We start from the raw sequence: 12,756 nt of genomic DNA, 5'->3' as shown, positions 1-12,756 counted from the left end.
CGCAGCGAGATCCGTAGAGCGATTGCAAGTGCTCTGGATCACACCGGCGACCTGCTTCAGCACCTCATCGCCCGCCATGTGGCCATGGGTGTCATTATAGCGCTTGAAGTGATCTGCATCGATCATCAAAAGCGACAACTGACTCTGCGTGCGGATTGCGCGCTTCCATTCCGCCGCGAGATACTCATCGAAATAGCGCCGGTTTCCGAGACCGGTAAGGCCGTCGATCCGTGTGAGGCGCTCAAGCTCCAGATTTGCCCGCATTAACTGCCGCTGGCTTTCTCGGAGCGCGCGATAGGCCTCCTCTCGCTGAGCGTGGTCCAGATAGGCGCGCGTGTGATAACGGACGCGAGCGACAAGCTCTATGCGGTCGGGCAGTTTGACCAGATAGTCGTTCGCCCCCGCTTCGAAAGCTTGACCCTTGGTTGCCGGATCCTCTTTGCTTGACAGCACGATGACCGGAACAGAATGCGTCGATAAATTCTTTCGATATTGCCGCACCAAGTCCAGACCATCAACACCCGGCATGACCAGGTCCTGCAGGATGACTGTTGGCTTCACCTCATCGGCAACTGTCGTCGCTTTGAGCGGATCGGTGCAGAAATGGAAGTCTATGTCTGGTTCATTGGCAAGCGCCCGCCGGACCGCCTCGCAGACCATTATCTGATCGTCCACGAGCAGAACCATCGACGAATAATTATCCGCCTGGGGCGACACGAGATTTGGTTTGCCTGTCATAGCACAACCCCTTTCACGAAGATCGGCCGCACGCCTCGACAAGGCGCCGGGCGATTGAGTCAAGCGGCAGAATGTCGACAGCTGCACCGATGGCAGCTGCGGCTTTGGGCATCCCATAGACTGCACTCGACGCGCTGTCTTGCGCGATTGTCAAATGCCCTTTGTCGCGAAGCAGCTTGAGTCCTTGGGCACCATCTCTACCCATCCCTGTGAGCAAGACACCGATCACCGCACCCCGCCACCGTTGAGCGGTGCTCTCGAAGAATACATCGACGGATGGACGGTAGACGTTGTCGTGCGGCTTCGGCGTATAGCCGAGCTTGTGAGGCGACTTGAAGACCAGATGATCTGCCGTGGCAGCAATGAGAACAGTGCCGGCCTCGGGCTCATCTCCTTCCTGCGCGGGACGGATTGGAAGGGCTGCATGCTGGCCCAGCCAGCTTGCAAGACCGGGCACGAACTGCGCGTCGAGATGCTGGACGAGAACTATTGCGGCCGTGAAATCGCTCGGGAACGCGGCGAGGATCGCGGCGACAGCTGCCGGTCCGCCCGCTGACGCACCGATGGCAATTAGGTGGTGTGCCGATGACAGAGCGGGGAGCACCATCTGTGTCCTCCCGTTAGGAGATGGCGCGTCACGTACGAGTTTGCTGATCGTCGTTATCTTCTTGATGAGACGAACTGACCCCGGGCCATTAGAGCCGATTGATGGGATGTCGACCGCGTCAAGGGCGCCATAGCCCATGGCTTCATAGACTCCCGGGATGTTGGCCTCAACGCTCGCCGTGACCAGCAGAATCAGGCACGGCGTCTCCGCCATAATCCTGCGCGTAGCCTCGACGCCGTCCATTTCAGGCATCACCAGATCCATGAGGATGAGATCCGGGAGGTCTCGTTGACAGGCCACTACGGCCTCGCGCCCGTTTACCGCGATCCAGGCGACCTGATGCTCCGGGGTTGACGTAACCAGTCGCCGCAGAAGCTCGACCGCAAGGGGCATATCGTTGACGATAGCAATCCTCATTGATGGGTCCCCAAGCTGCGCCTCATTCTGCCGCTTGGCCGATTAGGTCTACGACCGCGTGTAGCAGCGTCTCGTCATGAAAGCTGCCTTTGGTCAGGTAGTAGTCGGCCCCGGCATCAAGACCGCGCCTGCGATCGTCTTCACGATCTTTGTACGACACAATCATGATCGGGGTGTTCGCGAGCCGGCCATCCTTCTTGATCAAGGTTACGAGTTCGATGCCGTCCATGCGCGGCATATCGACATCGGTGATGACAAGATCGAATGGCTCAGATCGGATGGCGTTCCATCCATCCATACCATCGACCGCGACCTCCACCTCAAAGCCGTGATTGTCCAGCAGCTTGCGTTCCAGCTCGCGTACGGTCAAAGAATCGTCAACTACCAGAACGCGCTTGCGCCTCCTCTGATCGGGGCCGGTGGTACCGCGCCGCAAAGTCCGAAGCCCGCCGGACGAGGCGAGCTTGTCGACTGATCGGGTCAGATCGTCGATATCGATGATCAGGACGGGCGAACCATCTTCCATCAGTGCCGCCGCGTTGACGTCCTTGACCTTAGCAAGGCGGGGGTCAAGTGGTCGGACCACCAACTCGCGCTCGCCCAGGAATCGGTCGACAATCAGCCCGTACGCTTCACTGTGATTGCCATTGATCAAGACCACCGAGAGTTCATCGGCATCTGTTTGCGGTTCAGCGCGATCAAGAACCTCGTGGGCGGTGATCAGTCCGATCTGTCGATCCCCGAAGCGGAAATGCGGCCGGCCTTCGAGCATTTCGACGCGAGTGCGCAGTAACTTTACGGTGCTTGAGATGCCTGCGAGCGGGAAAGCGTAGGGCTCTCCATCAATCTCGACGAGCAGCGTGCGCAGCACCGACAAGGTCAATGGCAGCTGGAGCTGGAAACGCGTTCCGATGCCGGACTCTGAGGAGACGGTTGCCAGGCCTCGGACCTGCTTGGCCATCGCCTGGACGACATCGAGGCCGACGCCGCGTCCCGAGAGATTACTAACTGTCGCTTTCATCGAAAAGCCTGGCAGAAACAGAAATTCGAGCAATTCCGTCTCGGTAAGTTTGCCGACCGTCTCCTCGGTGGTCAGGCCACGCGTCGCGATCGTTTCGCGCAGCTTGTTCAGATCGATCCCCCTGCCGTCGTCCGCGACGATGATTTGCAGCAGGCCTGCATTGTGCCGTGCTTCCAGCCTAATGACACCTTCCTCCGATTTGCTGGCTGAAACACGTTCCTCGGGCATTTCGAGTCCGTGGTCGACAGCATTGCGCAGCAGATGCCCCAGTGGTGCGTCGAGTCGGTCCAGGATGTCGCGGTCTATTCCGGTCGACCCCCCAACGATGTCCAACCGCACGTTCTTCCCCAAGGCGCGTCCAAGGTCGCGGACAGTCCTCGAATAGTGCCGCACACCATCCTCGAACGGGCGCATGCGACTCGCCAACGTTTCGTCATAGAGTCGGTTCGCAAGGTCAGTGGCTCTGCGGTCGATTGAGTCCAGTTCGTTAAGGCGCTCTGCGAGGAACGTCTGGCTGAGCCGAAGTTTTTGCTGCGCCGCCGCCAGTGCGTGCACCGTACGTTCGTCGCTGGGACTCTCGGGCAGTGCGTTACCGAGCTCGTCGAAGGCCTTGGCGAGATCCGACTGAAGCCGCTTTAGTCGCAGCAGCCCGTCGGTGAACGGCCTGAGACGGCGAGCCTCCATAAGCGACTCACCGGCAAGCCCGAGTAAGCGGTTCAGACTGTCGGCCGTCACCCTCACCATACGATCGGAACCGGCGCTGCCATTGCGGTGAAAAGCTGGCTCAGATCGATTGAGGTCGGCTGTTTCCCTGGTCGAGGAGATCCAAATGGCCTCAGGCTGGGCAGGATTTGAGGCGGCGGCCTCCGCCTCAGAGATTGCCAGCACCTTGTAATGCGATGGGGAGGATGCCTGCTCCAGCGCCAGCAGAAAACTAGCTATGTCCGGTCTGGCGCTCTCATCCGACGAAGCAGGCTCAGTGGCTATCAACCCAAGGAGATCGATGCCTTTAAAAAGTGTATCGATGTGCTCGCGACCGAGCCTGAGCTGCCCCCGCTGGGCTGTGACCAGGCACTCCTCCATCGCGTGCGCAACTTCTACTGCCGGGGTTAGATCGACGATCCGGGCGGCGCCCTTCAGCGAATGGGCAGCCCGCATGCAGGCTTCCAGACTCTGGGCGGAGATGGGATCGCGTTCGAGCGCCAGCAGACCAGACGTCAGGGCCTGTGACTGCGTCGCCAGTTCCGCACGAAAGAGGTCCAGCATGGAAAACTGGCTGTAGTCCGCGCCGCTCATGCGATGGCTCGATCGAGCATGGCCAGCAGCAGCGCCTCGTCCAGGCAGCCGACCGCGCGCTCTCGCCACGAGATCATGGCGGCTGTCATGCTCGAAGACGCTTTCCCAACCGTCCCGGGCACGGCAAGCTGGTCACTCTGTTTGTAGCGATAGATCCCGTGCATTTCATCCACACCGAAGGCAACGCGCTTGTCCCCGTTGCCGACGACGATCAGTCGTGGAAATGCGCTGGTCCGCAGGCCCCGATCCGCCGTTTTGCGGTCCTCGATTCCGAGCAGCTTGGCAAGCGAAACGCAGACTAGCAGTTCGCCTCGAACATTGACGATGCCAAGAACCGCGCTGTTCCTGCGGTGTGGCAGCGAATGAATACTACGCAGCTCGGCCACTTCTTGGAAGGAGCCAACCGGAAGCGCCAGCCATTCCTCGCTGAGACGAAAGACAACCACCGTCTGAAATGCACCGTCCTCGGCATTCCCGACTGCTACGTCGGTCCTTGCCTGGGCAAAATGTCGAGCCCACTCGTCCCGATAGCCGGGCGACAGCGGACGGTTCAGGAGGTTGCGTGCGATTTCCTTATAGGTCGGGCAGTTCCGGCAGTGGAGATGCTGCTCCAGTTCAGGGCACGACCTGTCACCACGAACGCCTATTTGCCGCCAGCAGTCGCCGACGGCGAGGTCCGGCACCAATGATGCACTACCGGACACAGCTGACGTCAAGTGCCGCTCCTCTTCTCGATCCGGCCGAGCCGCCCCTTCAGTGCTTCGGCCCCGGCGATGTCGCCCTGCTTACGAAGGAGCAGCGCAAGATGGGCGAGGGCTTCCTGATGGCGGGGTTCTAGATAGAGGGCCTTTCGATAGCTCTGGATCGCCTCGGAACGAGCATCCGCTGCATCGTGGGCCAGGCCGAGCAGGTAGAAAATTTCCGGGGACGGGCCAAATTCCGTAAGGTGCGACAGTGCGAGTTCCTTTGCCTCTGCAACTCGTCCCGCATTGGCGGTGCGCTCTACCGCAGCGAGACTCGTGGCCGTCCGCTCGGGCAGGGGGATAGGACCGCGCTCTACCTTGCCAATGACCGGCCGGGTAGTGAGCCGAGCCTTGGCGCCTGGAGAGGCTTGAACAAGGCCCGCAACAGGGGGACGCGCTTTGGGCGGTGCGATCGGAGTGGCAATCTGAGAGGGCCCCTCGTTGATGAACGCGAATGCCATGGGTAATCGGGCCGAAACAAAACCGTGCAGAAAGGGAAGCCCTGATTCCGCCGGCCCGACGAGCAGAAGGCCCCCCGGCGCGAGGAGGTTCTTTAGACAAACCAGGGCGCGATCTTGCAGGGGCCGATTGAAATAAATCAGAAGGTTGCGGCAAAAGATAATGTCGTAGGGTGCCGGACTGGGCGATGCCACAGGATCGAACAGGTTGCCGAGCCTGAATTGGACCTGATTCACGATGGATAGGTCAGGCCGAAGCCCGCCTTCGGCTGCGTGAAAATAACGCTCTCTGAATTCGAGGAAACCACCGCGAAATGAGTTGCGCCCGTAGACGGCGCGCTCGGCGGCCGCAAGATTAGCCGTGCTCACATCGACAGCGTCGATCTTGAAATCCTGGGCGCCGAAACCGGCATCGAACATCGCCATCGCCATCGAATAGGGCTCTTCGCCTGTCGAGCACGGTAGACTTAAGAGCATAATGGGATGACCCGGCCGCTTGCGAGCCGTTGAATGACGCGTCATCGCAGCGAAAGCCTCACGATCTCGGAAGAACCAGGTTTCCGGTACAACAACGGCGTTGATCAGTTCCTGGAGCTCGGATGGGGAGCACGCTAGCAATTCCCAATACGCCTCAAGCTCACCGATCCGGCAGGCAACCATCCGTTCGCGGAGCGCATGACGGACGACCGACGCACCGACGGTGCCGGTGTCCAGTCCAATCGTTTCCTTCAGCAGCTTTTCAACAGCACCAAACATCATGAACTCGTCGCGACCTGCCGGAACAGCGTATTGCGGATCTCTTTCGAGAGGAGCGCTTCTGCCCTGACCCACTGAACAAGCCCTTTGTCGTCCGTCGCTATGTGCCCCAGATAGGGTGGAGTTCCCGCCTCCATCCCCGACGGCGCGAAGTCAGAAGCATCCCGGTCGAACATATCGGTCGCTTGTTCAGCTACGAGGGCAAGCAGGTGGTCCTCACCGTCAGAGGCCGGAAAGCGTATGAGAACAATCCGTGTGCTCAGGACCGGCGACGAGGGCCGCCCAAGCGCAAGCAGGCTAAGATCGATCATTGGCACGGATACCCCGCGATAATTGATTACGCCTACCACACCGCTCGGTGCGCCCGGCAGCGTCCTCACGCCGATGTAAGGCAGCACCTCCTCAATCTGACCTACGTCCAGCACGTACCGGTCACCGCCCATGGAGAACCCGAGGAATAGCATTTCGTCCCTAGCTCGCAGGCAGTTCTGGTTAGGCCCGCAGTTTGAAACGGGAAATACTGCTGCGTAACCCGCCCGAAACCTGATTGAGTTCGTCGATCGCCTGCGTGGATTGCTGCAGAGATTCGACAGTTTGCTGCGCCGCTTCGCTCAATTGGATCAGCGTCTCACTGATCTGCCCTGCACCCGTTGCTTGCGCCTGCATTCCTTCATTGGCGACTTCGAAGCGTGGTACCAAGCCCTGAACCTGCTGGATGATCTCGTAGAGCTGGCCCCCGACCTGCTGCACTTCTTGCATGCCGCGCCGGACCTCTTCGGAGAATTTGTCCATGCCCATGACGCCGGCCGCCACGGCGGATTGGATTTCCTTGACCATCTGCTCAATGTCGTATGTCGAGACGGCCGTTTGATCGGCGAGCCGCCGGATCTCCGTTGCCACTACCGCAAAACCTCGCCCATACTGTCCCGCCTTCTCAGCTTCAATGGCCGCGTTCAGCGAAAGAAGATTGGTCTGGTCGGCAACCTTGGTGATCGTGGTCACCACCTGATTGATGTTCCCGGCCTTCTCGCTGAGGACTGCCAGCTTGGAATTGATCGCGGTGGCGGCTTCCATAACGTGCTGCATTGTTGCCTCCATGCGGGACAGCCCTGCCTGTCCGCCGGTGGCGAGTGTGGCGGTTTGTTCGGCGACCGCAGAAACTTCGCTCATCGTGCGGACCAGCTCATTGGACGTCGCGGATATTTCCTTTGCCGTCGCCCGGATTTCGGTGGTTGTAGCTGCAATCTCGTTGGCGGTAGCCTGCTGTTCTTTTGAGGTTGCGGCCACTTCGGTGATCGATGTGTTGACCTGAATGCTGGATTTCTGAACTTGGCCTATCAGCGTGGTCAGATCGTCGGCCATGGCGTTGAAGCCGTCAGCCAAAGTGCTGAACTCGTCCTGGCGCTTCAAGTCGAGACGGCCGCTGAAGTCGCCCTGGCGCATTACGCGGACGAGGTCGACTAATCGACCAAGCGGGACTGTGACGGCACGAAAAAGAAAATAGCCGCACAAAAGTGCCAAACCTAGTGCTGCGAGAAAACCGGCAATCAGGCCCAGCTCGGCAGTACGGACGATCTCGCCAATTCTTTGGGTCGAGCTGTTTGCCTCGCCTCTATGGTCCTCGACCATAGCCTGCAGAGCCGACTGCAATTTCCGAAAGATCGGCTCGACATTGTTTTTGATTGCCGGGCGCTCGTTCGGAATCTCTCCCTTCGCCAACGCCGCCCGGCTAGCATCCAGCACAGCGGCTTCGGCTTGGCGGAACTGACCCGCAACGTCCTTGACGGCCGCGTAGTTCTGCTTGTCTACATCAGAAACAATGGTCGCTTCATACTCGTCCATTGACCGTTGCACTGCATCGCGGTTCGCCTTGATTGTCTCCTCAAAAGCCCGCTTGTCGGCAGGATTGTCCTGGAGAGCATATTCCTGGAGAAGGCTATGAGCATCCATCTGTCCCATCATGATCTGGGTGCTGTGATAAAGATCTGGAAGGATCTCCTTCTCCACCCTGTTCGCTTCTTGCTCGGTCTGGAGAAACCAAACATACGCAATGATGGCCATAACTGACATGACCACCAGAACCGCGGCGAAACTGACCAGTATGCGGCGACGTATAGTCAAGCTGTTCATCAGGCTCAATTCTGCCGTGGAGGCGCCAATTTGTTACACGCACCAGCCTCGCATGGCGACTACGCCGAGCGGGCGAGGTGCGTTGTAATCGTAAAAGCTAATGTTGGATCGTTTCTTTTCCGTTCACGTTTCCCGCCACAATCCAGATGCTGTGGCATGTACAGATCGGCAGCCCGCGGGTGGCAGCAGAGCTTGTATGGCCGGATGCCGTCTCCTACCGGCCTTAGAGGCCGAACCTCCTGAGCATGCTCAGGAGCTCTTATCGGGGTAGGGATCGCTGCTTGGAGTTGAGCGACTTCTTCCCCCTTATCGTGAACTTTGGCCACCAAGGTCTGGCGCCAGGTAAATTGAGTGCTGCCCATCCAGTCACAAAAATGAGGGCAAACGGGACCAGCCCGCCAGAGACGTACAAGATCTCCTGACGCTACCTCCCTTGGCGGCGTTTCCGCCAAGCAGAGTGCGAGCACGCCGAGAATGCTTAACCAATAGACTTCCATGTTGTCTCAGCTCCCTGGAATCGCAGTGGACCAGACGGTGCTTGCGCGTCATGTTGCAGCAATCGACCTGCTGATCGCGCCATAGCCGATCTGCTTGACGCGGCTTCATTAAGGTTTCCAAAAGGGGGCACTTGAACTGGAAAGCACAATCAGAATGGCAGCCGGGCAACCATCTATATCCTGACCGAGTTTCCCGTCGACTGGCCGGAGCGTGTTCTCTCGCCGGCCAGCAAAGATTTCATGAGATGGCGTTCGCGAAGATTGTGTCGGTCTCAGAAAAAACAGCGCGGGGACGAGAGCACCGCACCGAAGGGGCTATGCGGGGACGAGATCACCCCATTGCGGTGAAGAGAGCACCCGACAGTGCCAGAAATGCGGACCCGAATGCGGTGACGACAGCACTAACGTGTGGTGTACCACTACCCATCGCCGCCCCGACCATACCCGACACAGAGCCTCGGCATGACGGCGACATGTCGGCCGCTTCGACCAATGGCTGGCCCACGTCGCTAAAGCCATCGGCCGCGTGGACGACGATCGGTTCCTGGCCGAGCACCAAGCCGCCGACGATGAACCGCGCTCGCCGTCTGTGGACATGGTTGCCGCCGTGCTTGAGCGCGAATGGTGGCGCCGCCGGCCGGAAGGTCGCGACGAATGAAACGCCGGCCCAGTTCAACCGGCGCGACGTCCTTCAAAGCTGGGGGGATCGATCTTCATCAAGCGGTCTGCGGCCTCGACCGCAGCTCGTATCCTGCTGCAAAGCGCGAGATTCTTGGCCAGCATTTCTTCAGTGCGTTGAAGCGCGAGCTCGGTCCGATGGATGCGCTGCCTGGCAATGGCAACTTCTGATGTCAAAATATCGGCCGCTATCCCGTGGCCGTGGGGTTCCATAGTGTCCATCAGTTTCTAATACATGGGGGGCGATATCGTTCCCTGATATCGGGCGAGCGGGGTGTCGCCGTTCCTCTATCAGTGATGAGCGCTGCCAATATGGTCCGGCCGTCTTTTCAGCCGCGACAAAGGCGCGATGAGCCGAATGACCAACGCGCTCCCTGTCAACACACCGCGCGTCGATACCCGGATCGCGCCATGAATATGGCCGGATCGTATGAGGGCCGACCGCTTATTCGCTCACGACCGATGGTTTGCTGCCGACACGAGCGCCTGCCGGCGCCACTCGTTCAACAGCCAAGCGAGGTCTTTCTTCGGTAGTCCGTAGTTGTCCGGAAAGTGCTTGGCGACCTTGGCGAGGCTCTGAGATCCAGCCCCGAAGCCAAGCACGTCGTATGTGACGATCAGACTGGCGGTCTGCGGTCGGTATGGGCGCTGTTCGGAGCGTCGGCCTTCTTGATTTCGCTTGCTAGAGGCGGCAGCGCTCTTTTTCCCGATACGTTTTATCGCGTGAAAATTTGTCTGGGGGTTCCCGCGGACGAGTACTATTGATGTCATAGAGGGGATCGCTGGAATGATCGAGAACCGCCCGAAGCATCTGACCGACCAAGACGACTACAACCGCGTTCCCACAGAGCCCTTTCAGCCTCGCCTTCGAGAACTTTCCGCCGCTTCTGCGGGAATGCCTGGCGCCAGTCGGCGGGATCCAACCCCATTACCGGCGCCATGTTCAAGGCCGCCGGCGGCATCCTCCGCGACAGTCCCTCGAAAGGGGAAATCGCGATGTTCCGCGCGGCCGGCACGCAGTTCCAGATGATCAGCATGGTGGCGAGCATCGCACACCTCAAAACGAGCGACGGCCCTCCGCACGCGGTCCCGTATGCCCTGACGCTGTTGCCAGCCTCAAAACGCGGCAAGGTCGATCCTTGCTCCATCGACTACATTGCCAATATGGCCGGCGGCACGGCCGATAGCAGCGATTGTGCTACACGGGGTTCGACCCATTCGCCGGCGAATGGGGGATGTATGGGCCGGTAAGCCTGTTCACCCAGACGGACTACAACGGCCATCTCGACGAATTGGGGATCGTGGTCGGTCGCTACTACATTCCGTTGCAGCATGATGCCGCCGACGTGCTCGAGACGCCGCTCGGGTTCGACACCCCGGCTCGAGGAGAAGTACGCGAAACATCGCGGCAAACTGCTCTCCACGCGATTCTCCAAGGTCGAAGCGCGGCCGCTGTGGGGTCTGGACTCCCCGATCGAGCTGTTCCTATTCCAGGAGCTGCTGCGTCGCGGCCATGAGCCTGAACCACAGGTCCTTTTCACCACGGACGGCAAGTGCCACGCGTCGCTCTACCATCTCTGGAAGGACATCGAGTTCCGGCACATGCCACAGACGGTCACCGTGTCGGATTTCTATTTCCCCAAACAGAAGCTGGCCATATTCTGCGACTCTGGTGCCTTCCACCGGGGCCAATGGGGCCCAAAGCGCCCTCGGCATTCCAATCGCCGAGAAACACCGCCAGCGCATGGTGCCGCGCATCGCGTTTGCCGTCCATCTTCGCCTCCTGTTCAAGGGTGACCTTCGCCATTGTCCTCGATGAAGCCACCCAGCATTGCCTCATGCGGCACATTCCAGCCGAAGTAGACCTGAGTCTCGACGATCCTGCCGTTTTGCACGCGGTGCAGTTCCGCATTGCGGAAGGTCTTGCCAGCGGAACTACCCTCGTAAACGATGAAGGCCCAATTGTCCTGTTCGGCGCCCTGTACGAACTTCATCCCGGTGCAGGTCTCGCTGTTGGGCCAGCAACGGGCGAAGTAGGTCTCGCGGCTCAGCGCATTATCGAGCGGACTGGTGAAGCTGTACGGATCGCCGATGACGGCCTCGATGGCTTCGCGATCTTTGTCTACATAGGCTTGCAGGGCTTTCTTCACTGCATCGAGCGGTCCGGACATGGCTGTCTCCTCATCTGACTTTGCTGAAGCAGTTTCGTAGTTCGGCGACAAATAAGTCTGGCACTTCGAGTTGCGCGAAGTGACCGCCGCGGTCGACTTCGTTCCAGTAGAACAGGTTCGGGTAGACGAGCGGCGCCCAGCTTCTTGCCGGTGGCAAATCATGCGGGAAGACGCTTACTCCGACCGGCAGGTCGACGACGCCAGGATTGTTGCGGCCTTTCAGGATCGCAGCCTGCTCGCGGTAGAAGCGGGCGGACGATGCACTCGAATTGGTCAGCCAATAGAGTGTGATCTCGTCGAGCATGTCGTCGATAGGGATCAAATTTTCCGGCCTGCCTGTCGTTCCGGTGCCGCCGTCAAAGATGTCGTAGAGCCAGGCGGCCTGCGCCACGGGCGAGTCGGCAAGCAGATAGCCGGCTAGTTGCGGCTTGGTGGCTTGCAGCATGCCGTAGGCGAAGCCGCTCTCCTGGAATTTCGTGTATGCTTCGACCGCCTTTTTCTGGTCGGGCTCCAATTTCTCAGGGATTTTGTCCGGGATGGTCTGCGCGAAGTTTAGATGAATCGCTTCGAGGCCCCTCGGCTTCTGCTGTGCGAGCGCCGTGGTGACGAAAGCCCCCCAGTCACCACCCTGTGCGACATAGCGCTCATAGCCGAGGCGGCGCATCAACTCAGCCCACGCCCGCGCCGTGCGTTCCGCATTCCAACCGGGCTCCGTTGGCTTGTCGGAGAAGCCGAAGCCGGGCAGCGACGTGACGACGACATGGAAGGCTTCCGCAGCGGTTCCGCCGTGCGCAGTGGGATTGGTCAGCGGCTCGATAACCTTCTGGAACAGGAGGATCGTACTCGGCCAGCCGTGGGTGAGGATTATCGGCAGCGCGTTCTCGTGCGGCGACCGCACATGCATGAAGTGGATGCCGAGCCCGTCGATCTCCGTCTTGAACTGCGGCCAGGCATTAAGGCGGCTCTCGGTTTTGCGCCAATCGTAGCGATCGCGCCAATGGCGGATGAAGTCCTGGAGCTCCTTGAGAGATGGACCTTGGGCAAAACCGGGCTCGGTCGCGGCTTCGGGCCAGCGCACGGCGCCAAGCCGTCGCTTCAGGTCGGCGAGCGCCTCATCCGGTGCGCGATACCTGAAGGGCGTGAATGGATCGGCCTGCTGCGCCCGAGCGGGCAGCGCGCTAAGCGCGAGAGACGCCGCCGCGCCCTTGAGCAGCGCACGGCGCGAGACAATGACCGCCGCCATG

Annotated in this window: 12 protein-coding genes; 1 reads left to right on the top strand and 11 read right to left on the bottom strand. The window is 59.9% G+C overall.

All coding sequences use genetic code 11. The features are described 5' to 3' along the window. The 9 genes from NKJ72_RS28335 to NKJ72_RS28295 form a co-directional block, all read right to left on the bottom strand. Positions 1-738 (bottom strand): GGDEF domain-containing response regulator (locus tag NKJ72_RS28335; RefSeq protein WP_352480389.1); only part of this gene is annotated, 738 nt, incomplete at its 3' end. 13 nt (positions 739-751) lie between these two features. Beyond that, the gene (locus NKJ72_RS28330; RefSeq protein WP_352480388.1) at positions 752-1,762 is read right to left on the bottom strand and encodes a chemotaxis response regulator protein-glutamate methylesterase; all 1,011 of its coding nucleotides are present in this window, start codon (positions 1,760-1,762) and stop codon (positions 752-754) included. 22 nt (positions 1,763-1,784) lie between these two features. After that, a complete protein-coding gene (locus NKJ72_RS28325) occupies positions 1,785-4,079 on the bottom strand; it encodes a hybrid sensor histidine kinase/response regulator (RefSeq protein WP_352480387.1) in 2,295 nt (764 codons plus the stop codon). Further along, positions 4,076-4,795: a chemotaxis protein CheW gene (locus NKJ72_RS28320; protein ID WP_352480386.1), complete on the bottom strand. Its 720-nt coding sequence runs from the start codon at positions 4,793-4,795 to the stop codon at positions 4,076-4,078. Before NKJ72_RS28320 ends, NKJ72_RS28325 begins: the two co-directional genes overlap by 4 nt. Then, positions 4,792-6,039 (bottom strand): CheR family methyltransferase, encoded by a 1,248-nt coding sequence (locus tag NKJ72_RS28315; protein WP_352480385.1) that lies wholly within the window; start codon positions 6,037-6,039, stop codon positions 4,792-4,794. Before NKJ72_RS28315 ends, NKJ72_RS28320 begins: the two co-directional genes overlap by 4 nt. Further along, positions 6,036-6,500: a chemotaxis protein CheW gene (locus NKJ72_RS28310; RefSeq protein ID WP_352480384.1), complete on the bottom strand. Its 465-nt coding sequence runs from the start codon at positions 6,498-6,500 to the stop codon at positions 6,036-6,038. The genes NKJ72_RS28315 and NKJ72_RS28310 overlap by 4 nt, the downstream gene beginning before the upstream one ends. Before the next feature lie 28 nt (positions 6,501-6,528). Continuing rightward, entirely contained in the window at positions 6,529-8,166 is a 1,638-nt protein-coding gene (locus NKJ72_RS28305) for a methyl-accepting chemotaxis protein (protein ID WP_352480383.1), read from the bottom strand. Positions 8,167-8,994: 828 nt separating this feature from the next. Continuing rightward, on the bottom strand, positions 8,995-9,339 hold the full coding sequence (locus NKJ72_RS28300; RefSeq protein ID WP_352480382.1) for a hypothetical protein: 345 nt from the start codon (positions 9,337-9,339) through the stop codon (positions 8,995-8,997). After that, positions 9,336-9,563 carry a hypothetical protein gene (locus tag NKJ72_RS28295; RefSeq protein WP_352480381.1) on the bottom strand — a complete coding sequence of 76 codons (228 nt, stop codon included), beginning with the start codon at positions 9,561-9,563 and terminating at the stop codon, positions 9,336-9,338. Before NKJ72_RS28295 ends, NKJ72_RS28300 begins: the two co-directional genes overlap by 4 nt. Positions 9,564-10,280: 717 nt before the next feature. Here NKJ72_RS28295 and NKJ72_RS28290 point away from each other — a divergent pair. Continuing rightward, positions 10,281-10,592, top strand: coding sequence for a hypothetical protein (locus NKJ72_RS28290; RefSeq protein ID WP_352480380.1), 312 nt, complete (start codon positions 10,281-10,283; stop codon positions 10,590-10,592). Between the two features lie 536 nt (positions 10,593-11,128). Here NKJ72_RS28290 and NKJ72_RS28285 read toward each other — a convergent pair. After that, positions 11,129-11,512: a nuclear transport factor 2 family protein gene (locus NKJ72_RS28285; protein ID WP_352480379.1), complete on the bottom strand. Its 384-nt coding sequence runs from the start codon at positions 11,510-11,512 to the stop codon at positions 11,129-11,131. Positions 11,513-11,522: 10 nt separating this feature from the next. Next, on the bottom strand, positions 11,523-12,755 hold the full coding sequence (locus NKJ72_RS28280; protein ID WP_352480378.1) for an epoxide hydrolase family protein: 1,233 nt from the start codon (positions 12,753-12,755) through the stop codon (positions 11,523-11,525). Position 12,756: the final 1 nt, after the last annotated feature.

Origin of the sequence: Mesorhizobium sp. M0045, from assembly GCF_040323385.1 — a bacterium.
In the GTDB taxonomy this organism is placed as follows: Bacteria; Pseudomonadota; Alphaproteobacteria; order Rhizobiales; family Rhizobiaceae; genus Mesorhizobium.
Note: the sequence above shows the minus strand (reverse complement) of the source record. Positions and strands in the feature narration are given on the sequence as shown.

Excerpts from the sequence above, each read along its gene's own strand:
- NKJ72_RS28330 (WP_352480388.1), bottom strand. The coding sequence starts at position 1,762 with ATGAGGATTGCTATCGTCAACGATATGCCCCTTGCGGTCGAGCTTCTG.
- NKJ72_RS28325 (WP_352480387.1), bottom strand. The coding sequence starts at position 4,079 with ATGAGCGGCGCGGACTACAGCCAGTTTTCCATGCTGGACCTCTTTCGT.
- NKJ72_RS28315 (WP_352480385.1), bottom strand. The coding sequence starts at position 6,039 with ATGATGTTTGGTGCTGTTGAAAAGCTGCTGAAGGAAACGATTGGACTG.
- NKJ72_RS28310 (WP_352480384.1), bottom strand. The coding sequence starts at position 6,500 with ATGCTATTCCTCGGGTTCTCCATGGGCGGTGACCGGTACGTGCTGGAC.
- NKJ72_RS28305 (WP_352480383.1), bottom strand. The coding sequence starts at position 8,166 with ATGAACAGCTTGACTATACGTCGCCGCATACTGGTCAGTTTCGCCGCG.
- NKJ72_RS28295 (WP_352480381.1), bottom strand. The coding sequence starts at position 9,563 with ATGGACACTATGGAACCCCACGGCCACGGGATAGCGGCCGATATTTTG.
- NKJ72_RS28290 (WP_352480380.1), top strand. The coding sequence starts at position 10,281 with ATGTTCAAGGCCGCCGGCGGCATCCTCCGCGACAGTCCCTCGAAAGGG.
- NKJ72_RS28285 (WP_352480379.1), bottom strand. The coding sequence starts at position 11,512 with ATGTCCGGACCGCTCGATGCAGTGAAGAAAGCCCTGCAAGCCTATGTA.
- NKJ72_RS28280 (WP_352480378.1), bottom strand. The coding sequence starts at position 12,755 with ATGGCGGCGGTCATTGTCTCGCGCCGTGCGCTGCTCAAGGGCGCGGCG.